The 25169-nt window shown below is 70.9% G+C and carries 23 protein-coding genes and 1 tRNA gene; 6 read left to right on the forward strand and 18 right to left on the reverse strand.

The window, feature by feature from the left end:
* Positions 1-34 precede the first annotated feature (34 nt).
* The 3 genes from OG406_RS14735 to OG406_RS14745 form a co-directional block, all read right to left on the reverse strand.
* Positions 35-1885: a tetratricopeptide repeat protein gene (locus tag OG406_RS14735; protein WP_329186127.1), complete on the reverse strand. Its 1851-nt coding sequence runs from the start codon at positions 1883-1885 to the stop codon at positions 35-37.
* Between the two features lie 229 nt (positions 1886-2114).
* Positions 2115-2188, reverse strand: a tRNA-Met gene (locus OG406_RS14740).
* 52 nt (positions 2189-2240) lie between these two features.
* Entirely contained in the window at positions 2241-5219 is a 2979-nt protein-coding gene (locus tag OG406_RS14745) for a UPF0182 family membrane protein (protein WP_267050003.1), read from the reverse strand.
* A 164-nt stretch (positions 5220-5383) separates the two neighbouring features.
* On the opposite strand from OG406_RS14745, the gene OG406_RS14750 reads away from it, so the two are divergent.
* On the forward strand, positions 5384-5926 hold the full coding sequence (locus OG406_RS14750) for a PPA1309 family protein (protein ID WP_164371944.1): 543 nt from the start codon (positions 5384-5386) through the stop codon (positions 5924-5926).
* A gap of 88 nt (positions 5927-6014) precedes the next feature.
* Here OG406_RS14750 and OG406_RS14755 read toward each other — a convergent pair whose 3' ends face one another.
* The 4 genes from OG406_RS14755 to OG406_RS14770 form a co-directional block, all read right to left on the reverse strand.
* On the reverse strand, positions 6015-7112 hold the full coding sequence (locus OG406_RS14755; RefSeq protein WP_326842385.1) for a YlbL family protein: 1098 nt from the start codon (positions 7110-7112) through the stop codon (positions 6015-6017).
* Positions 7113-7221: 109 nt separating this feature from the next.
* Complete coding sequence (locus OG406_RS14760; protein WP_164371942.1) at positions 7222-7407, reverse strand: hypothetical protein; 186 nt, start codon at positions 7405-7407, stop codon at positions 7222-7224.
* Between the two features lie 128 nt (positions 7408-7535).
* On the reverse strand, positions 7536-7997 hold the full coding sequence (locus tag OG406_RS14765) for a molybdenum cofactor biosynthesis protein MoaE (RefSeq protein WP_329186131.1): 462 nt from the start codon (positions 7995-7997) through the stop codon (positions 7536-7538).
* A gap of 174 nt (positions 7998-8171) precedes the next feature.
* The gene (locus OG406_RS14770; protein WP_266616380.1) at positions 8172-9287 is read right to left on the reverse strand and encodes an SDR family oxidoreductase; all 1116 of its coding nucleotides are present in this window, start codon (positions 9285-9287) and stop codon (positions 8172-8174) included.
* A gap of 191 nt (positions 9288-9478) precedes the next feature.
* Between OG406_RS14770 and OG406_RS14775 the strand changes: the two genes are divergently transcribed.
* Both OG406_RS14775 and OG406_RS14780 read left to right on the forward strand, forming a co-directional pair.
* A complete protein-coding gene (locus OG406_RS14775; protein WP_329186133.1) occupies positions 9479-10945 on the forward strand; it encodes a zinc-dependent metalloprotease in 1467 nt (488 codons plus the stop codon).
* Positions 10942-11463: an NUDIX hydrolase gene (locus tag OG406_RS14780; protein WP_266616376.1), complete on the forward strand. Its 522-nt coding sequence runs from the start codon at positions 10942-10944 to the stop codon at positions 11461-11463. Before OG406_RS14775 ends, OG406_RS14780 begins: the two co-directional genes overlap by 4 nt.
* 153 nt (positions 11464-11616) lie before the next feature.
* Here the strand turns inward: OG406_RS14780 and OG406_RS14785 are convergent, their stop codons facing one another.
* From OG406_RS14785 to OG406_RS14800, 4 genes are all read right to left on the reverse strand, one after another.
* Positions 11617-12372 (reverse strand): AIM24 family protein, encoded by a 756-nt coding sequence (locus OG406_RS14785; RefSeq protein WP_081219307.1) that lies wholly within the window; start codon positions 12370-12372, stop codon positions 11617-11619.
* A gap of 16 nt (positions 12373-12388) precedes the next feature.
* Positions 12389-13069, reverse strand: coding sequence for an AIM24 family protein (locus tag OG406_RS14790; protein WP_164371938.1), 681 nt, complete (start codon positions 13067-13069; stop codon positions 12389-12391).
* An 11-nt stretch (positions 13070-13080) separates the two neighbouring features.
* A complete protein-coding gene (locus OG406_RS14795) occupies positions 13081-14751 on the reverse strand; it encodes a TerD family protein (RefSeq protein WP_329186137.1) in 1671 nt (556 codons plus the stop codon).
* A gap of 160 nt (positions 14752-14911) precedes the next feature.
* On the reverse strand, positions 14912-15508 hold the full coding sequence (locus tag OG406_RS14800) for a M48 metallopeptidase family protein (protein ID WP_164371936.1): 597 nt from the start codon (positions 15506-15508) through the stop codon (positions 14912-14914).
* 216 nt (positions 15509-15724) lie between these two features.
* Here OG406_RS14800 and OG406_RS14805 point away from each other — a divergent pair, with 216 nt between their 5' ends.
* Positions 15725-16915, forward strand: coding sequence for a TOMM precursor leader peptide-binding protein (locus tag OG406_RS14805; RefSeq protein WP_329186139.1), 1191 nt, complete (start codon positions 15725-15727; stop codon positions 16913-16915).
* Positions 16908-18317: an ABC1 kinase family protein gene (locus OG406_RS14810; protein WP_329186140.1), complete on the forward strand. Its 1410-nt coding sequence runs from the start codon at positions 16908-16910 to the stop codon at positions 18315-18317. Before OG406_RS14805 ends, OG406_RS14810 begins: the two co-directional genes overlap by 8 nt.
* Before the next feature lie 10 nt (positions 18318-18327).
* On the opposite strand, the gene OG406_RS14815 is transcribed toward OG406_RS14810, so the two are convergent.
* The 5 genes from OG406_RS14815 to OG406_RS14835 all read right to left on the reverse strand — a co-directional run bounded on the left by OG406_RS14815 (position 18328) and on the right by OG406_RS14835 (position 22231).
* Positions 18328-18552, reverse strand: a complete 225-nt coding sequence (locus OG406_RS14815) for a hypothetical protein (protein ID WP_329191116.1) — start codon at positions 18550-18552, stop codon at positions 18328-18330.
* A 133-nt stretch (positions 18553-18685) separates the two neighbouring features.
* On the reverse strand, positions 18686-19009 hold the full coding sequence (locus tag OG406_RS14820; RefSeq protein WP_081219300.1) for a hypothetical protein: 324 nt from the start codon (positions 19007-19009) through the stop codon (positions 18686-18688).
* Entirely contained in the window at positions 19006-19374 is a 369-nt protein-coding gene (locus tag OG406_RS14825) for a WhiB family transcriptional regulator (RefSeq protein ID WP_081219299.1), read from the reverse strand. Before OG406_RS14825 ends, OG406_RS14820 begins: the two co-directional genes overlap by 4 nt.
* A gap of 170 nt (positions 19375-19544) precedes the next feature.
* Positions 19545-19871 (reverse strand): hypothetical protein, encoded by a 327-nt coding sequence (locus OG406_RS14830; RefSeq protein WP_081219298.1) that lies wholly within the window; start codon positions 19869-19871, stop codon positions 19545-19547.
* Between the two features lie 164 nt (positions 19872-20035).
* On the reverse strand, positions 20036-22231 hold the full coding sequence (locus OG406_RS14835) for an ATP-dependent DNA helicase UvrD2 (protein ID WP_326842388.1): 2196 nt from the start codon (positions 22229-22231) through the stop codon (positions 20036-20038).
* 227 nt (positions 22232-22458) lie between these two features.
* Between OG406_RS14835 and OG406_RS14840 the strand changes: the two genes are divergently transcribed.
* Positions 22459-22701 carry a mycoredoxin gene (locus OG406_RS14840; protein ID WP_081219297.1) on the forward strand — a complete coding sequence of 81 codons (243 nt, stop codon included), beginning with the start codon at positions 22459-22461 and terminating at the stop codon, positions 22699-22701.
* A gap of 6 nt (positions 22702-22707) precedes the next feature.
* On the opposite strand, the gene nudC is transcribed toward OG406_RS14840, so the two are convergent.
* Positions 22708-23655 (reverse strand): NAD(+) diphosphatase, encoded by a 948-nt coding sequence (gene nudC / locus OG406_RS14845; RefSeq protein WP_179165302.1) that lies wholly within the window; start codon positions 23653-23655, stop codon positions 22708-22710.
* A gap of 95 nt (positions 23656-23750) precedes the next feature.
* The gene (locus OG406_RS14850) at positions 23751-25163 is read right to left on the reverse strand and encodes a dipeptidase (protein ID WP_329186145.1); all 1413 of its coding nucleotides are present in this window, start codon (positions 25161-25163) and stop codon (positions 23751-23753) included.
* Positions 25164-25169: the final 6 nt, after the last annotated feature.

The following is a 25169-nucleotide window of genomic DNA, read 5'->3' on the forward strand; positions in this document are numbered from 1 at the left end:
GACAGACGGCGCGTGCGCTCTCGGACGCGTCGCCTCACGCCGACAGTTCCTCCCGCAGCGCGTCCCGCAGCCGGGCCGCGCGCTCGGCGACCTCCGCAGGCCCCAGGGACACCGCGCGGTCGGCCCAGCGCTGGCCCTCGGCGAGCTCCCCGCGGCGCGCGTACACGAGGGCCAGCCGGAGCGCGGCCCGACCGTGACCGGCGTCGGCCGCCCGGGTCCACCAGAGCGCCGCCTCGGGCTCGCTGCCCTCGCGGGCCAGCAGCAGCCCGAGGTTGAACGCGCCGTTGCGCGAGCCCGCCTCGGCGGCCTCGCGGTACCAGCGGGCCGCCTCCACCACGTCACCGCGCGCCGCGGCCAGCATCCCGACGCGCACCTGGGCCCGCCGGTGCCCTTGGGACGCGGCCCGCTCGTACCACTCCTCGCACTCGCTCTTCTCCTGCGTGGGCTCGCCCAGTTCGTGCGCGGGCGCCGGCGGCCGGCGGGCGTCGAGCACGGCGGCGAGCCGGTACGCGGCCTCGGCGCTGCCCCCTCCGGCCGCACTGCGCAGATGCCGCTCGGCCGCCCGCTCGTCGCCCTCCCGCAGCCGAGCGATGGCGACCTGGAGCGCGGCCTCCGTGTGTCCGGCCGCGGCCGCCCGCTCGTACCACCGCAGGGCGGCGGCGTCGTCGCTGTCGGTCGCGCGTCCGGCGTGCAGGATGCCCAGGTTGAACGCGGCGTCCACGCTGCCCGCCTCCGCGGCCTTGGAGAACCAGGGCTCGGCCCCGGCCGCGTCGCCGACCTGGAGCAGCAGGATCGCCAGCGCGTTCGCGGCCTCGCGGTGACCGGCGTAGGCGGCCCGCCGGTACCACTGCTCGGCCTGCGCGGTCCGGCCCTGCTCCACGCAGAGCAGCGCGAGGTTGTGCGCGCCGTTCACGTCGCCCGCGTCCATCGCGGCGCGGTACCAGCGCTCGGCGGTCTGCGTCTCCCCGCGCTCGGCGTGCAGGGCACCCAGTGCGTTGGCGGCGTTGCCGTCGCCGTCCTGGGCGGCCCGGAGCCACCACACGGCGGCGCTCTCGGTGTCCCCGGCGTCGCGCAGCAGGAATCCGAGGGCGCAGGCGGCCCGCGCCTCGCCGTCCTTCGCGGACGTCAGGTACCAGCGCCCGGCCTCCTTGAGGTGGCCCCGCTTCTCCAGGATGGCGCCGAGATGCAGAGCGGCACGCCGGTGACCGCGCGCCGCGGCCTGCCGGTACCACTGCTCGGCGTCCTCGCCCGCCGCACCGATGACACCGTTGTCCGCCACGGCCTGGCCCGATTCCAGGGCCTTGCGGTCGAGCGCGCGCGCCAGCCGGTAGGCGGCCTCGCGGTGCCCGCGCTCCGCGGCGGACCGCATCCAGTGCTCGGCGCCCACGTCGCCGCGATGCTCCAGCAGGTCGGCGAGCGCGTACGCCCCCAGCGCGTGGCCCTGTTCGGCGGACTGGCGCAGCCAGTACTCGGCGGCCGGCTCGTCACCGCGCTCGCGGTGGTGCCGGCCGAGCGCGTGTGCCGCGGCCGCGCTGCCCGCGACGGCGGCGATCCGCCACCATCCGGCGGCCTCGTCGGCGTACCCGCGCTGGTGCAGGAGGACACCCAGGTTGTTGGCCGCGGCCCGGTCGCCCGCGGCGGTCGCCGCGCGCAACTGGGGCTCGGCCGCGTCGAGATCACCCCGGCGCAGCAGCATGGCCCCGAGGACGCTCATCGCCTCGACGTCGCCGGCCTGTGCCGCCGACCACTGGCGCGCCTCCTCGGCAGCCTCACCGGTTTCGTCCCGGTCGGAAGGCTGCGTGAGATCCGCAGGCTGCTCAAAGTCGGCAGGCTGCGCAAACCGCCCTGTATCCAACAGAGTTGCCTTGTCCCCCATAACGTCCATCGTCGCACCACCTGCAACCTGGGTACACCTGGTATACCGCAGCCAGTGAGGTCACTTCAGCGTTTTGTCGACATGCCCACAGAGAGACAAGTGAAACACAGATCCCTCAACTCCCCACGTACGGCGCAGCACTTCCTGGGAGTCGGCAGGTCACCGGGTGCGCCTCGGCGTGGCGTCACACACGCCGAAGGCCCGGATCCATGAACTGGATCCGGGCCTTCGACTTCAGTAGCGGGGACAGGATTTGAACCTGCGACCTCTGGGTTATGAGCCCAGCGAGCTACCGAGCTGCTCCACCCCGCGCCGTTGTGTTGCAACCGTACCACGGCGCGGAGTGGGCCCCTGACCAGCTACTTCAGGAGCTCTTGTCGCTGCTCGGACTGCTGCTGGGGCTGCCGCTCGGACTGCTCTTCTTGTCACCGCTCTTGTCGGAGCCCTTGTCCGTGCTCTTGTCGGCACCGGAGCCGCCGCTGCCGGCCTTGTCCGCCTTGTTCTGCGCGTCCTCGGCCTTCTTCAGCGCGTCCTCCAGATCCTTCTGCGCCTCCCCGTACGCCTGCCAGTCGCCCTTCTTGAGGGCTTCCTGGCCCTGGTCGAAGGCCTTCTGTGCGTCGTCCAGAGCGGCCTGCACCGTCGGGTTGCTCGACGTCGGCGGTTTCGTGGTGTTCTCGTCCGGTGGTGGCTGGGTCGAACTCTCGGCCCCGAAGACCTTGTTGAGCGCCTGGTCCAGCGTGCTCTCGAAGGCCGTGCTGCCTCCGTAGGTGACCAACACCTTGCGCAGCAGCGGGTACTTGAGGTCGCCACCGCGGACGTACACGGGTTCCACGTACAGGAGTCCGCCGTCGAGGGGCACCGTCAGGAGGTTGCCGTACTCCACCTTGGAATCGCCGCGTTCGAGAAGGCTGATGGACTCGGCGATCGACGGTTCGGAGTTGAACTGGCTCTGCACCCGTTTCGGTCCGTCGACGGTTTTGCCCGTCGGCAGTTTCAGGATGCTGATCTTGCCGTAGTCCGGCGTGCCCGCTTCGGCGTCGACGGACATGAACGCGGCGAGGTTGTCCCGGCCGTTCGGTGTCATCGTCGTCGTGAGCGAGAACGCCTGTGACGTCTCCCCCGGCAGCTTCATGCTGAGGTAGTACGGCGGCACGGCACTGCCCGAGTTGTTGCTCGGGTCGTCCGGGACCTGCCACACCTCACTGCCGCTGAGGAACGTCTGCGCGTCCTTCACGTGGTAGCGGGTGAGCAGTTCGCGCTGGACCTTGAACAGGTCCTGCGGGTACCGCAGATGGGCCATCAGGTCCGGCGAGATCGAGTCCTTCGCCTTCACCGTGTTCGGGAACGCCTTCATCCAGGTCTTCAGGACCGGGTCCTTGGTGTCCCACTGGTAGAGCTTGACCTCGCCGGTGTACGCGTCGACGGTCGCCTTCACCGAGTTGCGGATGTAGTTGACCTGGTTCTGCTGGGCCACCACCGCCCGCTGGTTGTTGGCCGCCGTCAGCGAGTCCGCCGTGGTGTCGCCGAGGGTGGTGCGGGAGGCGTACGGATAGCCGTTGGTCGTGGTGTACGCGTCGACGATCCACTGGATCTTGTGGTTGACGATGGCCGGGTAGGCGTCGCCGTCGATGGTGAGCCAGGGGGCCACCGCCTCGACGCGCTCCTTGGGCGTGCGGTTGTAGAGGATCCGGGAACCCTCGCCGATCGCGCCCGAGTAGAGGATCTGCGGCTCGCCGAACGCCACCGCGTACGCGGCGCGGTTGACCGGGCTGGAGAGGCTGATGCCGCTCTTGCCCTTGTAGCTGGTGGTCTTCTCACCGCTGTCGTCGGAGTAGTCGATCTCCTTCTGGGGACCGCCGACGATCGAGTACTGGGTGGTCTTCTCGCCGTAGTAGATCTGCTGCTGGTACTCGCCGAGGTCACCCCTCGACGGCAGGTTGTACTCGGTGAAGACCGGCCGGCCCTCGCTGTCGGCCGTGGTGCCCTTGGCCGCGACCGCGCCGTACCCGTGGGTGTAGCGGAAGTGGTCGTTGATCCAGTTGCTCTTCGGGATGCCCGCGAGGTTCAGCTCGCGGAGACCGATGACGGTGTCCTGGTCCTTGCCGTCCTTGCTGTAGCGGTCGACGTCCAGGTTCGACGGGAAGCCGTAGTAGTTCCGCACCTGCTGGAGCTGCTGGAACGTGGGCGACACGACGTTCGGGTCCATGAGCCGGATGCTCGCCGCCGTGTCGGCGTCGTCCCGGAGCTTGGCCTTGTCCTTGGTGTCGCTCGACCCCGGGTAGTCCTTCACGTCGGTGCCGTCGATCCCGTACGCCTCGCGGGTCGCCTTGAGGTTCTTCTCGACGTACGGCGCTTCCTTGGCCTGCTCGTTCGGCTGGACCTGGAACTTCTGCACGATCGCCGGGTACAGCCCGCCGATGAGGATCGCCGACAGCACCATCAGGCCGAAGCCGATGACCGGCAGCTGCCAGGTGCGCCGCCACAGGGTGGCGAAGAAGAGCAGCGCGCAGATGACGGCGATGCAGAACAGGATCGTCTTGGCCGGCAGATAGGCGTTCGCGTCGACGTACCTCAGGCCCGTCCAGTTGCCCGTCGCCTTGAAGTCGCTCGACTTCACCGCGAGGCCGTACCGGTCGAGCCAGTAGGCGACCGCCTTCAGCGCCACGAAGATGCCGAGGAGCACCGAGAGGTGCCCGGTCGCCGCGGCCGTGGCGCGCGCGCCCGGGCTGGTGACCCGCAGGCCGCCGTACAGGTAGTGCGTGAGCGCGGCGGCGATCAGGGAGAGCACGGCGGCGGCGAAGCCGAAGCCGAGCAGGAAGCGGTACCAGGGCAGGTCGAAGGCGTAGAACGAGACGTCGAGGTGGAACTGGGGGTCCTTCTGGTGGAAGGGCACTCCGTTCACCCACATCAGCCACGTGCGCCACTGGCCCGAGGCGGACGCGCCGGCGATCAGTCCCACCACGGAGACGATGCCGACCAGCAGCCACCGCTTGTAGGGCGCGATGCCCATGCGGTAGCGGTCGAGGCTCTGTTGCTCCATCGACATGGCGCTCAGCGGCGGACGAAGCCGGTGGGCCAGCCAGATGTTGAAGCCGACCGCGGCCGCCATGAGCAGGCCGAAGACGAAGAAGAGCCCGATCTTGGTCCACAGGGTGGTGGTGAAGACCGACGAGTAGTGAACCGATCTGTACCAGAGCCAGTCCGTCCAGAACCCCGCGAACATGACGAAGGCCATGGCCAGTACGGCCAGGACGCCCAGTGTCATGAGCAGGGTCCGGACACGCCGGGACGGCCGGCCCACTCTCATCCGTGGCCCCGTCGGGCCTCCGCCGCGGTCCGGCATCTGGAAAGCCAAGGTGCGCACCTCGAAGTCGCTGTTGATCCGTCAGGCCCCCCGACTTGGAGAGCCGTCCGTAAGGCTCCGTGATCGAGGAGCCTCATCTATGCAACTTACTCACGCTTTACTCGGTTCCCGTTTCCGGGTACGAACGAGGCAGGATTGTGACCATGTCCAACACTCCCATGGCAGCGAGCCCCCTCACCCGGGCCGTACTCGAGATCGACGAGTACGCATCCGGCCTCGGCTGGGACCAGCCCGCCCGCCTCTTCGCCCTCGTAGACACCGCACGGCTGCGGACCCAGGAACCCGGCCTCGCCCGCCAGCTCGGCCTGGAGGACGAGCAGGCGACCACCGGTCTCACCCCCGTCGAGCAGGACGAGATCCCTGCCGGCAAGCCGCTCGACGAGTTCCTCGGCACCATCGCCTGGCCCGACGCCGTGGTGGGCTGCGCGCTCACCGTGGAACGGCTGATGCTGCCGCCGTCCGCCGAGGCGTCCGTACCGGAAGGCCTCAGCGGCAAGAAGCTCACCCAGTGGGTCGCCTCGCACCCGGACCGCCAGGAGGTCCGCATGACGGTCGGCGTGCTGCGCGACGGAACCCGCGACTCCGCCCTGCGGCTGCGGGAGAAGGACGCGTCGACGGAGGTCCTCACGGGCGCGGGCCTGGTGCCGGGCCTCGCGGACGCGCTGTCCGCGACGTTCGCCGACTGATCCGCACAGCACGACGGAGAGGGGGCGCCCGGATGTTCCGGGCGCCCCCTCTCCGTCGTGGCGCTGTCGTACGGGCGGACGGTGTCCGTCAGCCCTTGGTGGTGCACTTCGGCAGGCCGGAGGTCCGGCCCGCGCTGATGTCCTTCAGGGCGTTCATCGCGTCGTCGATGGTGTTGACCTTGACGAGCGTGAGCCCGCTCGGGGTGTCCTTGGCCGCGGCGGCGCAGTTGTCCTTCGGCGTCAGGAAGTACTGGGCGCCCTTGTCGCGCGCGCCGACGGTCTTCAACTCGATGCCGCCGATGGGACCGACCTTGCCGTCGTCCTCGATGGTGCCGGTGCCGGCCACGAACTTGCCGCCGGTGAGGTTCCCCGGGGTGAGCTTGTCCACGATGCCGAGCGCGAACATCAGGCCGGCGCTCGGGCCGCCGACGTCGGCGAGCTTGATGTCGATGGTGAAGGGGTACGTGTGGTCGGTCCCGGCCGAGATCCCGACGATGGCACGGTCGCTGCCCTTGTCGTCGGACCTGGCCGTGGTGATCGTCACGTTCTTGGTGGCGGTCGCCGTCGTGTGCTCCTTCTCGGCGGCGGCCTGCTCCTTGGCGGGCACGATCGTGAACACGACCTTGTCACCGGGCTTGTGCTTGGTGACGAGCTTCGCGACGTCGTCGGGCGCCTTGACCACGGTGCCGTCGACGGACTTGATGACGTCACCGGCGTGCAGCCGGCCCTCCGCCGGGGAGCCCTTGAGGACGGTGGAGACGATCACCCAGGACTTCACCGGGATGCCCAGCTCCTTGAGGGCCGCCACCTTGGCGCTCTCCTGGGACTGGCTGAACTCCTCGGCGTTCTCCTGCGTCGACTGCTGCTCGGTCTTGCCGTCCGGGTACAGCGTGTCGTGCGGCACGACCTTGTTGTCGTGGGCCAGCCAGCCGTAGACGGCCTCGACGAGGTTCATGTTGTAGTCGGCGCTCGTCACCCGGACCGTGGTCATGTTCAGGTGACCGGTCGTCGGGTACGTCTTGCGTCCGGAGATCTGCAGCACCGGCTCGCCGTCGTGATCGCCCAGCGTGTTCACCGTGGGACCCGGTGACATCTCCGCGTAGGGCACTTTGATGAACACTCCCGCGCACAGGAGCGCGATCAGGATCAGAGTGGAGGCGAGCATCGTCGCGGTGCGGCGTGGCATGGAACGACAGTACGGGACAGTCCTGTCGGCGCACCGTCGGGGCCGTCCGTACGGGGTGCCGTCGGGGACCGTTCACCGGGCCCGCCGCAGCCGCGGTGGCCGGGGGGTCTCAGAGCACGTCGGAGGGTGACTTCTCCTCGACGTCCGACCGCTCCATGGCCTCACGGAAGCGTGTGTATCCAGCGAGCTCGACGCCGTCTCCCGCGGCCTTGCGATTCCGGCCGGCCCAACTGCCCCAGACTCCGGCACCGATCGCGGCCATAAGCGGAATCAGCAACCAGGCAAGCGCCGCCATGTCGACCTCCCAACCCCATGAGCGACCGCAACTGACTGATCAGCAGATTAACCATCCGCAGGGTTAACGCTCACGGCAGGGCCCCGGTTACGCAACCGGAGGATCGGTCACGCGACCGGAGGTGCGGATCAGCAGGCGCCGACCCACTCCTGCGAACCGTCGGAGAACGTCTGGTGCTTCCAGATCGGCACCTCGTGCTTGAGGTCGTCGATGAGCTTGCGGCAGGCCTCGAACGCCTCGCTCCGGTGCGGACACGCCACGGCGACGACGACCGCGAGGTCCCCGATCCGGAGATCGCCCACCCGGTGGACGGCGGCCAGCGCCCGCACCGGATAGTCGGCGACGACCTTCTCGGCGACCCGTCGCATCTCCGCCTCGGCGCTGGGGTGACCGGAGTACCCCAGCGCGTCCACGTCGGCACCCCCGTCGTGGTTCCGCACCGTTCCCACGAAGAACGCCGTCCCCCCGGCGGCGTCGTCCCCGACGGCGCGGAAGACCTCGTCCAGGGAGAGCGGCTCGTCGCGGATCGCCAGCAGACGGATCGGGTCCTGCGCGCCCTGCTCGCCGGGGTGGTCATTGGTAGGTGCCATGACTCCATCGTGCCGCACCCCGCCGACAGGGCGGAATAGACCTTTCACCCGGCACGCACGCGTGCCGGGTTGGAGCCTCCTACAGTCCGGGCCCGCCGGGCGCCCGCCGCTCAGGTCGCGCGCACCGTGCGCACGGGCCTCCCCGAGGGGTCCGGGGCCGCGACACGCCCGGGCTCAGATCCGGCGTCGAGCCTTTCGCGCCCGGCGGACGACGGCCGCCGCGCCGAGCAGAGCGACCGTCGCGCCCGCCGCGCCCGCCGCGGTCGCGTCCTTGCGGCCCAGTCGGCGCCCGGCCACGGTGTGCCGCCCGGCGACCTCCTCCAGCAGCTCGGCGAGGACCTCCTCGTTGGTCCACCGGGGCCGCCACCCGGCATCGTGCAGCCGGCTCCCGCTCACCACCCAGGGGTACATCGTGTAGGCCAGGTCACCCGCGGGCGAAGGGGTGAGCCCGATCCGGTGGAGCCGGGCGGCGGCGCCCAGCGCGACCGCGGACGGCAGCTCCATCCGCCGGATCCCGCTCAGCTCCTCCACCTCCTCCTGCTCCAGCCAGCCGTCACACCCGACGGCCAGCTCGCCCTCCACCTTCTCGACGACCGCGTACTCCAGGGCACTGCACAGGTCCTCGACGTGGCAGAACTGCCATGCGGGCCGGGACCCTGCCACGACCAGCAGGCGCGGCGACTCGAAGTACCTGGTCAGCGCGGTGTCGCTGCCGCCCCCGACCAGCACTCCGGGCCGCACGACCGTCACGTTCAGACCGGGGTGCGCGCGGGGCGCGCGCCGGGCCAGCCGCTCGATCTCCAGGAGGTCGCCCACTCCCGTGGCCTCGGCGGTCGCCCGCAGTTCTGAGTCCTCGGCGAGCGGCAGTTCGTTGTCGGGCAGCGCGCCGTAGACCATCGCCGACGTGCACAGGACGACCCGGTGGACACCGGCCGCCGCGGCGGCGGTGAGGACGGTCTGCGTCCCCCGGACGTTGTAGGCCGTCCGGGCCGCCGCGTCCGTCTCCAGGTCGAGGTCGAGGGCCAGGTGCACCACGACGTCCGCACCGCGCAGCTTCTCGGCGATCGCCGGGTCCCGCACGTCCAGGATGTGCCACTGCGCGTCGGCGCACTCGCCGCGCCGCTCGTCGATGGCGACGACCTGCTTGATCTCCTCACTGGCTGCCAGCCGCTCGGTGAGCATCGCGCCCACGCCTGCCGCGGCGCCGGTGACCGCGACGACGGGGCCGCGCGCGGCCGGGCTGGTTGAGCGGTTTCGCGCTGCGCGAACCTGTGGATCTGGGGAACTCACCGGGCGTCTCCAGCGGTTGTCTTCAGTAACGGACGCGCGTGACGCGCCCCTACCAGGTGGCATCCATCCTGCCGCAGGCGACGAGTCGGCGAAGCACCGAGGCCCGATCGGGTTCTGGTGTCTACGCTGGGTGGTGTTGTGGGCAGCCGCCGTCGGAACGAACCCGGCGGCCTTACCAGCCGAGGAATCCCGTGAGTGACACCCCATTCGGATTCGGCCTTCCGCCGGAGGAGCCGGAGAACGGCGACGAGGGCAAGAAGAAGGACCAGCAGGGCGGCGGTGGCCAGGGACCTTTCGGTTTCGGGCCCGGAGCCGGTGGTCCAGGAGGCGACAATCCCCTCGCAGCCATGTTCGGGTCGATGAACCCCAATGATCTCGGCGCCGCGTTCCAGCAGCTGGGCCAGATGCTCTCGTACGAGGGCGGCCCGGTGAATTGGGACATGGCCAAGCAGATCGCCCGTCAGACGGTCTCCCAGGGCGCTTCTGACGGCACCAAGGACGCGAGCGTCGGTCCGGCCGAGCGGCTCGCCGTCGAGGAGGCGGTGCGTCTGGCCGACCTGTGGCTGGACGACGCGACGTCGCTGCCGTCCGGCGCGGGCTCCGCGCTGGCCTGGAGCCGCGCGGAGTGGGTCGAGGCGACCCTTCCCGTGTGGAAGGAGCTGGTCGACCCGGTCGCCGAGCGTGTCGGCGCGGCCATGGGCGACGTCCTGCCCGAGGAGATGCAGGCCATGGCGGGCCCGCTCATCGGCATGATGCGCTCCATGGGCGGCGCCATGTTCGGTACGCAGATCGGGCAGGCCGTGGGTGTCCTGGCGGGCGAGGTCGTCGGCTCCACCGACATCGGCCTGCCGCTCGGCCCGGTCGGCAAGGCCGCGCTGCTCCCGCTGAACATCGCCTCCTTCGGCAAGGACCTGAGCGTCCCCCAGGAGGAGGTGCGGCTCTATCTCGCGCTGCGCGAAGCCGCCCACCAGCGCCTCTTCGCGCACGTGCCGTGGCTGCGCTCGCACCTGTTCGGCGCCGTCGAGGGCTACGCGCGCGGGATCAAGGTCGACACCGCGAAGCTGGAGGACGTGGTCGGCCAGTTCGACCCGCAGAACCCGGAAGAACTGCAGCAGGCGCTCCAGCAGGGCATGTTCCAGCCGGAGGACACGCCCGAGCAGAAGGCCGCGCTGGCCCGCCTGGAGACGGCGCTCGCGCTGGTCGAGGGCTGGGTCGACGCGGTCGTGCACGCGGCCGCCAAGCCGCGCCTGTCGTCGGCCGACGCGCTGCGTGAGACGCTGCGCCGCCGCCGTGCCACGGGTGGTCCCGCCGAGCAGACCTTCGCCACCCTGATCGGCCTGGAGCTGCGTCCGCGCCGGCTGCGGGACGCCTCGCGCCTGTGGGCCTCGCTCACCGACGCGCGCGGTGTGGACGGCCGGGACGGCCTGTGGGCCCACCCGGACATGCTGCCGACGGCGTCCGACCTGGACGACCCGGACGGCTTCGTGCACCGCGAGCACATGGACTTCTCCGAGCTCGACAAGATGCTGGGCGAGGCCGCGAGCGGCTCGGCCGGCAAGCCGGACCTGACGAAGGACACCTCGTCGGAGCCTGCCGACGCCGGGGACGACGAGTCCAAGGGCGCCAAGGGCGACGAAAAGGGTGACGGCACCGAGTGAGCCTGCACGACGACGCGGTCCTCGTGCTGAAGAGCCACGAGGGCCAGGAAGATTTGCGCCAGGTCTATCTGGACCACCTGTCCGAGCACCCGGACGGCACATGGAAGTCCTGCCACGCCGGGCACATCACGGCGAGTGCCCTGGTGGTGGACCCCGAGCGGGGCCGCGTTCTGCTGACGCTGCACCGCAAGCTCCGCATGTGGCTGCAGATGGGCGGCCACTGCGAGCCGGGCGACGCGACGCTGGCCGCCGCCGCCCTGCGCGAGGCGACCGAGGAGTCGGGCATCCGAGGACTGACCCTGGCGCCGGGCGGTCCCGTGACGCTGGACCGGCACGCCATCCCGTCCCCGTGCCACTGGCATCTGGACGTGCAGTACGTCGCCCTGGCGCCGTCCGACGCGGTCGAGGCCATCAGCGACGAGTCCCTCGACCTGCGCTGGTTCGCTTACGACGAGGTCTCCGAGGTGGCCGACGCGTCGGTCGTCCGGCTCCTGGAGGCGGCCCGCGCCCGGCTGTGAACCCACGTCCTGACGCGCCCGTCCGGGCGACCGGGGGCCCTGCGGGACAGACGCCTGTCGCCGAACGGCGTAAGGGGCGACCACCTGAGTGGTCGCCCCTTACGCCGTTCGTCGTGTCTCGGTTCCGCCGTTCCGAGCCGGACCGTCGCGCGGTCAGCTCCAGGCGTTGCCCTGGTTCTGCGCGTGGACACCCTGCTGGCCCATGCCGTACTGGGCCCGCAGCCCCTGGCCGATCGCCGCGTTCTGCGGCGGGAGCAGTTCGCTGGGCTGGACCAGCGCGTACCCGTTGCCCATGAAGCTGAGCTCCCAGCCCTCACCGGTGTTGCCGCGGCGCCGCCACACGCCGGAGGAGTGGGTCTGGGCCTGCATCTGGACGCGCAGGCTCGTGGACCACGCGACGATCGCGTCGGCGTCGCAGTTCACGTAGCGGTCCGGGGTGACCTGCATCATCAGGGGCATCCCGGAGGTCATCAGCGCGACCTTGCCGCGCCCCGTGATGTTGAGCTGGTACTTCCCGGAGCCGGAGATGCCGTACTGGCTGTCCACGGCGATGACCTCGTGGTGGAGCGCGGAGTCCATCGCCAGCACGTAGCTGCTGTCGACGGTGAGGCCGTCCTGGTCCACGTCGACGACGTGGACGTGCTGCGCGAGGTTGGCGAAGTAGACCGTGCCCTGCCCGTGGCAGCGCATCAGGTCGAGTCCCTCACCGGTGTGGGCACGCGCGCGGTGCTGGCCGCCTGTCTGGTACTCGGCGTCGAACTCGACGAGTCCCTGGTAGGCGACCATGGTGCCCTTGCGGGCGAGGATGTCGTCGTGCCCCTCCAGGACGACGCGGAGCATCTGCGAGTTCTGCAGGCTGTAGCGGTCCTGGGTCTGCTGGTCGTTGTAGCCGAAGATCGGGCTCTGCATGGTGTCCTGTTCCCCCTCAGCCCCGGACTCGGAGGCGGTCGGTGCTGTCCTCGCTGGGCTGCACGACGACGATGCCGGTACCGGAGAACGCCATCTGGTAGGCCTCACCGCTGCCGCGGCCGATCAGCGACTGCGCCTTGAAGCTGCGCTTGCCCTTCACCTTGAGGTTCGGGGACCACGCGACGAGCGCGTCCGGGTCGACGTACGTCTCGTCCTCACCGCCGCCGCAGTCGACGACGATGGGCTTGCCCCGGGAGGTCAGCGCGACCCAGCCCTGGCCGGAGATCTTGGTGTTCCACAGACCCTGGCCGGCGAACTTGGCGAGCCCCTTCACCCGCTCCACGCCCCAGGTGAGCTGCGTGTCGAAGGCGAGGAGGTTGGTGGCGTTGACGGAGATCGCGTCACCGTTGAGGTTGATGACGACGACGTCCGCCCCGTAGTCGGCCAGGTAGAGCAGGCCGTCGCCGGAGCACTTCATGAGGGGCGCGCCCTCGCCGGTCATCCAGTCGCGTGCGATCTGGCGTACGGCGGGCGGGTTGGGCTCGTACTGGACGAACCCTTCGTAGGCGACCATCGAGCCCACGCGCGCGTAGAGGTCGCTTCCGGTCTGCATGGCGACCTTCAGCATGTGGCTGCCGTGGTTCTCCATGCGCGCGGTGACGGGCGCGGGGGCGAAGCCCGCGAATGGCTGGTTCATGACGGGCTCCCTCAGACCTCGTACGGCTGGACGACGACGAAACTGCCGGGCGCGGCGCGGAACTGGAGGTTCACGCTCTCGCCGGTGTCGCCGGGGTAGGCGTTCCGGCGCATCCGTACCTGGCTGGAGACGATCACCTGGGCGGCGGCGGACCAGGCGACGACGGCGTTGCAGTCGGCGAACGTCGTGGGCGTCACCGGCAGAACGACGGGCGCGCCGTGCGTCTTGACGACGATGGTGCCCGTTCCCTGGAACTGCATCGTGAACAGCGCGCCGCCGGGGATGCCGTGCCCCTCGATCCGACGGACCTCGTACTGCAGGGACTCGTCGAAGGCGAGGACGTTCTCCGCGGAGACACAGATCGCGTCACCCTGGAGCTCGATCGGGTGCACGTGGGTGGCGTTCTCGGCGAAGAACACCTGGCCCTGGCCGGTGCAGCGCATCAGCTGCATCTCCTGGCCGGTCGCGTTGCCCACGAGCCGGCCGGCGAATCCGGCGCCCTTGTAGCTGAAGTCGACCTTGCCCTGGTACAGCACCATGCTGCCCTGGCGGGCGAGTACGGGCTGACCGCCGACGCCGAGGTCGACACGGATGAGCTTCTTGTTCTGCGGAGTCCAGCGCTGGCCGGTCGGGGTCTCCTTGAAGACACCGAGGGCGGCGGCGACACCGGCTCCGGCCTGCGGAGTTCCCTGGGGAACGCCGTAGGACGAGGGCGCGCCGGGCTGGCCCGGTACCTGCCCGTACTGCGGCTGCTGGCCGTAGCCGGGCGGTGCCGACGGAGGCTGCTGGCCGTATCCGGGAGGTGCGGTCGGTGCCTGCTGCCCGTAGCCCGGAGGCATCGGCGCCGCCTGGCCGGGCGGCTGCTGGCCGTAACCCGGCGGCGGGCCGGGCGGACCGGGAGGGCCGGGGGGCTGCGCGTACGGCGCGGGTCCCGGCGGCGGCACGGTGGCTCCGCCCGGCGGGGTGTGCAGCGGCGCCACGATGGTGGGCGCGCCGTGCACCGAGGGCGCGGGAGCCGGGGCCTGCGGAGCGGCACCGGGCGGCGGCGCGAAACCCTGGGCCGGAGCCGGTGCGGGTGCCCCGAAGGCGGGCGGTGCGAAGGACGGCGCGGCGCCGGGCGGCGGCTGCTGCTGCTGCTGCTGGGCAGGCTCGTCCTCGGCGACCTCGCCGCCGAAGTTCTTCAGCAGCGCGTCGAGACCGCCGTCGAAGCCCTGTCCGACGGCGGCGAACCGCCAGACGTCCTTCAGGTAGAAGTCGCCCAGCATCACGGCGCGCTCGGTGGAGAACTCGGCGCCGCTGAACGCGTACCGGGCCACCTCCTCGCCGCCCGCGACGATGCGCAGGTACCCGGGGGCGATCTGCGACATCTGTCCGGCGCCGTCGATGGTCGCCGTGAAGGACAGCTTCTGGATCTGCGCCGGGATCCGGTCGAGGGTGACCCGGAAGGACTCCGTGTCACCCGACTGGGCGCCGAGCAGCTGGATGGACTCCTCGGGGGACTTCGGCTGGTTGAAGAAGACGAAGTACCGGTCGTCGGACAGTTGCTCGTGGGCGTCGAGCCCGAAGCAACTGATGTCGAAGGTCAGCCCGGGGCCGGTGATCTGCACACCCACATACAGATCGGTGCCCGCGGTGAGGTCAGTGATCTTGGCCTTGTGGCCGCGTTGGAATTCCCTGGCCATGCGTAACGACCGTCCCCCATCCCGAATACAAGTGCGTCGCGTCAGGCTAACGGCAAAATCTTGGGCTGGACTCAGCCGGTACAGACCCGGTACACAATCGCCCCCGCGCCGGGGTGCCGTCGGGTCTCCGCCGAGGACGGGCGGCCTACGACAGACGGCCCTACTCGTCGCCCGTGGCCGGCATCCGGGGCAGCCGGTCCGCCGCGACGACTCCTTCGAGATAGCCGCGAGCCCGCTCGGTGCGCGGATAGGCCTCCAGGAGACGCCAGAAGCGCGGCCCGTGACCGGGAACGAGCAGGTGGGCGAGCTCGTGCAGCAGGACGTAGTCGACGACGTACTCGGGCATGCCCTGCAGCCGGTGGGACAGCCGGATACTGCCCTCGGAGGGGGTGCACGAGCCCCAGCGGGTGTTCTGGTTGGTGACCCAGCGGACCGACGAGGGCCGCGCGCGGCCCTCGAAGTACTGCGCCGACAGCCGCTCGGCCCGTTCGGACAGCTCGGTGTCGCCGAGCACCCGTTTGCTCTCCTGGGCGGCCAGCTTGTCGAGCATGACGGTCACCCAGCGTTGCTCCTCCGCCTCGGACATGCGGGCGGGGATGAGCACGACGGTGCGATCGCCCTCGCGGTACGCGGAAACCGTTCGGCGCCGTCGGGCGCTCCTGCGGACCTCGATCGCGCTCGCCCCCGAACCGCTCGGCGGCGGGCTCGTCGTGCTGCGCTGTGGTTTTGCGGCGCGGTGCAGTGGGTCGGCGGGCACGCCCCGACGTTACCCGCTGCGCATGGGGGAAGTCCCGTCCCCGGGACGGTTCGGTGTCGATCCGCACCCCCCATGTTCGATTTGTACGACGAACGATGCCGCCTGTGGACAACTTTCGGCGGGCTCCGGAGGGGCCGGGCATGCTGGCATCCGGTCCGCGCTGCGGGAGCACCCGGCGGACATTCGGGGACGTACTACGGTCTACGGGGGTAGGTCATGCATCCGATCGTGAAGCCCGCGCTGCGGCGCGCCTGGCGGGATCTCAACACGGTGCAGTTCGGCATGGCGCCGGCGCACGCGATGGTGCTGGGCCCCATGGACACGGCGACCGGCAGCTTCCTCGAGCTGCTCGACGGGACACGCGGGATGCCGCTGCTGCGCGAGCAGGGACGCGAGATGGGCCTGCCGGACGGCCATGTCGACGGTCTGGTGGACCGGCTGGCCCGTTCGGGTCTGCTGGACGACGCGACCGGAGGCGGACCGGCCGGAGATGCGCTGCGGGAGAAGAAGGAGGTCATGGAGCGGATGCGGCCCGATCTCGCCTCGCTCTCCCTCGTCGCTCCCGGGCCGGGCGGGGCTGTGGAGCGCCTCGCCGCCCGTCGCGCTCTGCGTGTCCAGGTGCGCGGCGCCGGCCGGGTCGGCGTCGTCCTGGCCGCGCTGCTCGCGGGCGCCGGTGTGGGCGAGGTCGAGGTGCGTGACCTGGGCCGGGTCGAGCCGGGGGACGTCACGCCGGGCGGCCTGCCCGTGGAGGCGATCGGCGAACGCCGCCAGGACGCCGCCCGGCGGGTGGTGCGGCGAGCGGCGCCGGACCGCGCGCCCCGGTCGTCGTCCAAGGAGCGGGAGGGAGAGGCGACCCGCGGGCTGTCCCTGGTGATCCTCGCGCCCCGGGACGGCCTTTCCGTGCACGCACCCGACCCGGTGTCGGCCGAGCCCCTGATCACCTCGGGGACACCTCATCTGTATGTCGGGGTGGTCGAGGCGACCGGAGTCGTGGGCCCGCTGGTCCTGCCCGGTGACACCGGCTGCGCCGGGTGTCTGGACCAGGTGCGGACCGACCGGGATCCGACCTGGCCACGACTGGTGGCGCAGTGGCGCTCCGGGCGGCAGCGCCGGGTGCCCGCGTGCGATCTGGCCCTGGCCGCGGCCGTCGCCGGACTGGCGGCGAGCCATGCGCTCGCCTTTCTGGACGGCGACGCGCCCTGCGCCGCCGGAGTGCGCTGGGAGGCGTCTCTGCCGGGCTGCGACTGGCATGCGAAGCCTGTCTGGCCCCATCCCGGCTGCCCCTGCGGAGCCGCTGAGAAAACAAAAGGGGAGCGGGCCTCCGAGGACGAGGAGTCGCACGCGACAATGGCAGGGCAACAGTCGCACGCGGCAGGGCTTGCTGGGACCTGGAGGGCGCATGTCTGATCTTCCCCGGAAGGCAGTGACCCGTACTGCCAAACTCGCCGCGCTGCCGCTCGGCTTCGCCGGGCGCGCGACCTGGGGACTGGGAAAGCGCATCGGCGGAGCGTCCGCGGAGCTCGTGGGCCGCGAGCTCCAGCAGCGCACGGCCGAGCAGCTCTTCAAGGTCCTCGGGGAGCTCAAGGGTGGCGCGATGAAGTTCGGGCAGGCGCTGTCCGTCTTCGAGTCGGCACTGCCGGAGGAGGTCGCGGGCCCGTACCGGGCGGCGCTGACGAAACTCCAGGAGGCGGCGCCCCCGATGCCGACGCGCACGGTCCACTCCGTACTGGAGGAGCGGCTCGGCGCGGACTGGGCCGAGCTGTTCCTGGAGTTCGAGGACAAGCCGTCCGCGGCGGCCTCGATCGGCCAGGTGCACCGGGCCGTGTGGCACGACGGGCGCGAGGTCGCCGTCAAGGTGCAGTACCCGGGGGCGGGGGACGCCCTGCTCTCCGATCTGACCCAGCTCAGCCGGTTCGCCCGGCTGCTCGGGCCGCTGATCCCCGGCATGGACATCAAGCCGCTCATCGCGGAGCTGCGCGACCGGGTCTCCGAGGAGCTCGACTACGGCTTGGAGGCGCAGGCCCAGCAGGCGCACGCGGAGGAGTTCGCGGACGATCCGGACGTGCTGGTGCCCGCGGTGGTCCATCAGTGCGACCAGGTTCTGGTGACCGAGTGGATCGACGGCGTGCCACTGGCGGAGGTGATCAACGACGGCACGGAGGAGCAGCGCGACCGCGCCGGCCAGTTGCTGGCCCGCTTCCTTTTCTCCGGTCCCGCCCGCACCGGACTGCTGCACGCCGACCCGCATCCGGGCAATTTCCGTCTGCTGCCGGACGAGGAGAGTGGCTGGCGTCTGGGTGTCCTGGACTTCGGCACGGTGGACCGGCTCCCGGGTGGTCTGCCGCAGACGATCGGGGACTCCCTGCGGATGACGCTGGACGGCGACGCCGAGGGGGTCTACGAACTCCTCCGCGAGGAAGGCTTCGTCAAGGAGTCGATAGACCTCGACCCGGACGCGGTCCTGGACTACCTCGTGCCGATCATCGAACCGGCGCAGGTGGACGCGTTCACCTTCACCCGCGGCTGGATGCGCAGTCAGGCCGCCCGGATCGCCGATCCGCGCTCCCCCGCCCACCAGTTGGGCCGGCAGCTGAACCTGCCGCCGTCCTACCTCCTGATACACCGCGTGACACTCAGCACCATCGGCGTCCTGTGTCAGCTCGGCGCGACGGTCCGGCTGCGCGACGAACTGGAGGAGTGGCTGCCGGGATTCGTACCGGTGGAGGACGACGCGGAAGACGCCGAGGACGCAGAGGACGACGGGGCCGTCGAGGAACCGGACGAGGAGTTGCCGGCCGCGGAGGCCTGAGCCGGCCGGGCTACCACCATGCGGAGTCGAGGCGGCCCTCGATCGCTCTGAGGTTGCTGCGCGAGCAGGCGTCGCAGAAGTAGTGGCGGGTGCCGTTCTCGACGGAGCAGGTCCACGTCGGCCGGGGGCCGTCGGCCCGGGCACCGCAGCGGGCGCACACGATCTGCCGGTCACCGCCCGCGTCGGAGCGCGGCGCCGGACCCGTGCTGTCACTGTCCCCGGGAAGACTCGTCACCCGGCGACGATATCCCCGCAGTCCGCGGATCGTCCCGCACAACGCACCGCGGGGGCCGGTCCGACCGGACCGGCCCCCGCGGGGATGTGGATGTGCCTGCAACTGCTGCGGTTGTCAGAGCGACCGGGGTCGACTACTGCATGACCGCCATGGCCAGCGCGCGGCGGGCGCGCAGCGAAGCGCGCTCGGCCCGGCGCTGCATGCGGCGAGCGGTCGCCAGGCGCACGGCCCGGCGTTCCTGCTCAGCCTGGTGCAGTTGCTCGTGCATATGCGCACGAGCCAGGGCTTCTGGGATGAGTTGCATCTCTCGGGTCCTGTTCTGACGCGAGTCGTTCGCGCCGTGAGAAGTGAAGTCTGGTGTCGCGGAGCCGGCGGGCTCGCTCGGGGACGGCTTCATCGGGGCCTGTTTCTTGGGGTCGTTCGTCAGGGGGCGGTCGATCGTTCCTCGGATGTTCATGCCGCGACCGGGTTCTTGCGCGGGCGGCCACGCGGCCGCTTGCGGGCCACGACAACACCCTGGACGAAGAGCTCGCCACCCCAGACGCCCCAGGGCTCACGCCGCTCCTTGGCGCCGGCGAGGCAGGCCTCCATCAGCGGGCAGGTGCGGCAGAGCGACTTGGCGTACTCGACATCGGCCGGGGACTCGGCGAAGAAGACCTCCGGGTCGTACGAGCGGCAGGGGACGGGTACGCCGAGGTTCTCGATGGCGTCGTCGAGCGCGGTGAGCGCAGTGAGCGGGATCAAGGTGGAGTCCTCCGTGGAGCCGGGCGGGGGGATCGTTTCGGAAGGCGGTACGGACGGGGCGTGCGCTTCGAGTTGCACGGCTGGTTTTCCTCGTCTGGTCGTGCCGGCCGGGTCGGCCGGTTGGCGGCTGGTACCGGGTTCTCATGTCCCGAGGCCCCTTCGCTCTGTCGTCCCCGGTCGGGGACAAACAGAAGGGCCGCGGATCCCGGGTGGGGTTCCGCGGCCCTGAAGGCGCCGGCCTGATCGAATCAGGCTGGATCACTCCAGGGTTCAGGCCCACGGAAGGCCCACATCGTGTGCTGCTGCTGCGTCTGCTTCAGGGATCCGGCACCGGCCGCCGCAAAGGCATAGGCATGCGCCTCTGCCACTACTGCCGCTTCCAGTGCCTGCGTCGGTCGCTCATTGCGCTCCCGGACGGGAAGGACCGCGAGAGACACGGAGGACGCCGGACGGACGGCACGGATGCCGGACAGACCGGTGCCCAGGTTCGAGACGCCGAGCGAGCAGGTGGAGACGACGGTCGAGGGATCGGTCATTTTCACGGTCCTGATGAAGCTGGTGTTGATGCTGATCACTGGAATCGCCTCCTCTCGGCGTCTTGGGGGATCGGCGTGAGCCGACCCGACGGTTATTAAGTACAGCACGGAACCAGTGCCTCGGAGAAGGCCGCTGCTGCCGTGGTTAAGAACCTATGGGGATTGCTGGGGCATGCGCAAACTATTTTTTCGACGATTTTGAATCAGTCGCTCTCACGCTCTTCGTCGACCTCGCGACCTGCGCAGATGGCCAGAACTTCGGTCCCGAAGCGGTTGAGCTTCCGCACGCCGACGCCGGGGATCCGGGCGAGCTCTCCCGCGTCGTCCGGCACGGTCTCGGCGATCGCCATCAGCGTCTTGTCGGTGAAGACGCAGAACGCCGGCTGCCCGCTGCGCTCCGCCTGCACGGCACGCCACTCGCGCAGCCGCTCGTAGAGGCCCTCGTCCATGTCGGAGGGGCAGCCCTCACAGCGCATCAGCTTCATCTCACCGGCGTCGGTGAGCGTCCGCCCGCAGACCCGGCAGCGCGCGGGGGTCCGGCTTCTGCGCCCCACGGCGGTGGCGACGCCGCCACGGACGCCGCGCTCGATGCCCCCGGCCCCACCGCCACCGCCCCGTCCTGCTGTGCCCACGGAGCCGGGACGCAGGCCGTCCAGGAACCGGCTGGGGCGTCGGCCCGCACGTCCGCCGGGCGAGCGGGCCAGCGCCCAGGAGACGAAGAGGTGCTCACGGGCCCGGGTGACACCCACGTACAGGAGGCGGCGTTCCTCCTCGACCTGCTCGTCGGTCTTTGCATAGGTGATCGGCATCATGCCCTCCGCCACACCGACCAGGAACACCACGTCCCACTCCAGTCCCTTGGCGGAGTGCAGGGAGGCGAGCGTGACGCCCTGAACGGTCGGGGCGTGCTGGGCGTTCGCACGTTCGTCGAGCTCGGCCACCAGGTCGGCGAGGGTCGCGCCGGCCTTGGCGGTCGCGAAGTCCTGCGCGAGGTTCACCAGGGCGGCCAGTGACTCCCAGCGCTCTCTGACCGCGCCGGAGCCGGCCGGGGGCCGGGTCGTCCAGCCTTCGCCGGAGAGCACCGCCCGCACCTGGGAGGGCAGGTCGTCCGCGTCGTCGAGCAGTGCGTCGTTGCCGCCGAAGCGGGCCGCGGCGCGCAGGGCCGATCCCGCTTTGCGCACTTCGGGGCGGTCGAAGAACCGCTCGGCGCCCCGCAGCTGGTAGGGGACACCGGCGTCGGCGAGCGCCTGTTCGTAGGTCTCGGACTGGGAGTTCGTCCGGAACAGGATGGCGATCTCGGCGGCGGGGACGCCGGAGGCGATGAGGTCGCGGATCCGGCGGGCGGCGCCCTCGGCCTCCGCGGGCTCGTCCGTGTACTCGGCGTAGACGGGTTCGGCGCCGGACGGTCGCTGGGAGATCAGTTCGAGGCGGTGCTCGGCGGCCCGGCCGTGGGCCTGGGAGAGCAGGCCGTTGGCGAGATGGACGACCTGGGGCGAGGAGCGGTAGTCGCGGACCAGCTTGACGACGGTGGCTCCGGGATGGCGGGTGCGGAAGTCGAGCAGGTGGTCAGGAGTTGCACCGGTGAACGAGTAGATCGTCTGGCTGGCGTCGCCGACCACGCAGAGGCTGTCCCGCTCGCCGAGCCACAGCTCCAGGAGCCGCTGCTGGAGTGGGCTGACGTCCTGGTACTCGTCGACGACGAAGTGCTGGTACTGGGAACGGACCTGTTCGGCGATGTCGTGCCGGTCCTGCAGGACGGCGACCGTCAGCAGCAGGACGTCCTCGAAGTCGATGACGGCGCGGTCGCGCTTCAGGTCCTCGTACGCGGAGTAGATCTGGGCGATCTCGGCCGGGTCCCTGGGGGCTTCGCGGCCGATCTTGGCGGCAGCCGCGGCGTAGTCGGCGGGGATGGTCTGGGTGACCTTGGACCACTCGATCTCGCCCGTGACGTCCCGCAGTTCTCCCCGGTCGAGGCGGATGCGGCAGGCGGCAGCCGCGTCCGCGACGAGCTGGATCTTGCGGTCCACGAGCCGGGGCAGGCTGCCGCCGACCGCCTTCGGCCAGAAGTACTGGAGCTGGCGCAGCGCGGCGGAGTGGAAGGTCCTCGCCTGCACTCCCCCGGCACCGAGCTGGCGCAGCCGTCCGCGCATCTCGCCGGCGGCCCGGTTGGTGAAGGTGACGGCGAGCACGCTGGAGGGCTGGAGGATCCCGGCGCGCACTCCGTAGGCGATGCGGTGGGTGATCGCCCGGGTCTTGCCGGTGCCGGCGCCCGCCAGGACGCACACCGGACCGTGCAGGGCGGTGGCGACCTCGCGCTGCTCGGGGTCGAGCCCGTCGAGCACCGCGTCGGCCGTGTCCGGAACCTGCGGGAAGAGGGTGGAGTGCGTTGCTGCTGTCACCCCGCCATGCTGCCAGGTCCACAGAGACGGGTGAGCCGGTTGTCCACAGGGAGGCACCTGCAGTCGTACGAATGCGACAGGCGTCACGGCGCGGGCCGGGGCGACCGGCGGCCGGAAGCCCGTGCGGGAGTCGGGCGGGTGGATACCCCCGGCGGGAATGGCGGCCCGGCCGCCTGCGTTCCACTGGCAGCGAGCACGCACCCGAAGCCGTGAAGGAGCCGTTGGACATGCAGGGCACTGTGACGATGTACAGCACCACGTGGTGCGGTTACTGCCGTCGGCTGAAGAGCCAGATGGACCGCGAGGGCATCACGTACAACGAGATCAACATCGAGCAGGACCCGCAGTCCGCGGCGTTCGTGGAGAAGGCGAACGGCGGAAACCAGACGGTTCCCACCGTTCTCTTCCCGGACGGTTCGACGCTGACGAACCCCTCGCTGGCCCAGGTCAAGCAGAAGATCGGCGTCTGAGCGACGTCAGACGGCGTTCCCCCGCGTCGGCAGGGGCTTGCCGTACCAGAGCTCGATCAGGCGGGCCGCAATCGAGATTCCGTAGGGAGGCAGTACCTCTCCGGACTCGAAGGCGGCCCGCAGGTCTTCCCTGGAGAACCAGCGGGCCTCTTCGATCTCCTCGCCGTCGACGTTGATCTCGAACGAGGTGGCGCGGGCGAGGAAGCCCAGCATGAGGCTGGAGGGGAACGGCCAGGGCTGGCTGGCGACGTACTCGACGTCCCCGACCGTGATGCCCGCCTCCTCGAAGACCTCGCGGCGCACGGACTGCTCGATCGACTCGCCCGGCTCGACGAAGCCCGCGAGCGTGGAGAAGCGGCCCTCGGGCCAGTGCACCTGGCGGCCGAGCAGGATGCGGTCCTCGTCGTCGGTGACGGCCATGATCACGGCCGGGTCGGTGCGGGGGTAGTGCTCGGCACCGCAGGCGGGGCAGCGGCGGATGTGACCGGCGGCGGCGATGACCGTCCGCTCGCCGCAGCGGGAGCAGAAGCGGTGCAGTCGCTGCCAGTTCTCCAGCGCGACGGCGTGCACCATCAGTCCCGCGTCGCGGGGAGAGAGCAGGAGCCCCGCCTCGCGCAGCCCGGCGGGGCGGGCGGACTGGTCGATGCGGCCGGGCAGCGCGTCCTTCTGGAGCGCGAAGTAGCTCACCCCGTCGTCGTCCGTGCCCAGGAAGTAGCGGTGCGCCTCGGTGAGCGGAGCCTCGAAGGAGGGCGTCATCAGGAGCTCGGTGGTGCCGTCGGCCGTCTCGTCGATGAGCACCTGACCGCCGGAGACCACGAAGACGCGGGTCGTGGGGTGGCTCCAGGCCGCCGCGAGCCAGGCCTCGTCGAGCCGGTGGTGGGCGGCGCGGTCGATGCCGCTCGGCGCGGTCAGCGAGATGGGACGGTCGGCGCTGTGGTCGGTCCAGGTGGTCACGGGTGCTTCCAACTCCCCCGGTGGAACGGTTATTTCGGCGGGCGGTTCGGCAGGACGGGCGTGTGCGGTGCCCATGAGGGTGGGGATCGGCTTGTTCAGTGTGGCTCGCGCCAGTTCTCGGCCAGGTCGCCCCACAGGTGGGCGGCCGTCTCGACGCCCTTCATGAGGAGGTCCAGTTCGACCTTCTCGTTGGGGGCGTGCCAGCCGTCGGAGGGAACGGAGATGCCCAGGAAGAGCACGGGGGCACCGAGGACTTCCTGGAGGTCGGCGGCGGGCCCGGAGCCGCCCTCCCGGGTGTAGCGGATCGGCTGCTCGAAGGCGCGGCCCATCGCGCGTACGACGGACTGGAGGGCGGGGTGGTCCAGCGGGGTGAGGCACGGGCGGGTGGCCGGCCCGAAGGTGATCTCGTGCCGGACACCGGCGGGTACCTGGTCGGCGGCCCAGGCGCGGACGGCCTTCTCGACGTGGTCGGGGTCCTGTCCCGCGACCAGCCGGAAGGAGAGCTTCACCAGGGCCGAGGACGGGATGATCGTCTTGCTGCCGGGGCCCGGGTAGCCGCCGCCGATGCCGTTGACCTCGGCGGTCGGGCGGGCCCAGACCCGCTCCAGGGTGGTGTGACCGGCCTCTCCGTGGGTGGCCGTCGACCGGGCCGTGCGCAGCCACGTCTCCTCGTCGAAGGGCAGCTCGGCGAAGAGCTCGCGCTCGCGGTCGGTGAGTTCGGTGACGCCCTCGTAGAAGCCGGGTACGGCCACGCGTGCGTGCTCGTCGTGCAGGCCCGCGACCAGTCGGGCGGCCGCGGTGGCCGGGTTGGGCACGGCGCCGCCGAACGACCCCGAGTGGATGTCCTGGGCCGGCCCGAACAGCTCGATCTCGCATTCGGCGAGGCCGCGCATGCCGGTGCAGACCGTGGGGGTGTCCTCGGACCACATGCCGGTGTCGGAGACGATCACGGCGTCGGCCGCCAGCCGCTCCGCACGCTCTTCGACGAGCCGGCGGAAGTGCGGGGAGCCGGACTCCTCCTCGCCCTCGACGAGCAGTTTCAGGTGCACGGACGGGGCGGTGCGGCCGGTGGCGGCGAGGTGGGCGCGGACGCCGAGTGTGTGGAAGAACACCTGGCCCTTGTCGTCGGCGGCCCCGCGCGCGTGGAGGCGGTTGCCGTGGATCACCGGTTCGAAGGGGTCGGTGTCCCAGCCGTCCTCGCGGGCGGCCGGCTGCACGTCGTGGTGTCCGTAGACGAGGACGGTGGGCGCTTCGGGGTCTTCGGAGGGCCACTCGGCGAAGACCGCGGGGGCTCCCGCGGTGGGCCAGATCTCGCAGGTGGGGAAGCCGGTGTCCCTGAGTTTGGCGGCGAGCCAGTCGGCGCTGCGCGCCACGTCCGCGGCGTGTTCGGGCTGGGCCGAGACCGAGGGGATGCGCAGCCACTCCGCGAGGTCGTCGAGGAAGGCGCCGCGGTGGGCCTCGATGTACGTGCGGACGGTGCTGACGACGTCGTCAACGGGCTTGCTCATGTTCAC

The sequence above is a fragment of the Streptomyces sp. NBC_01428 genome, from assembly GCF_036231965.1.
Lineage (GTDB): Bacteria > Actinomycetota > Actinomycetes > Streptomycetales > Streptomycetaceae > Streptomyces.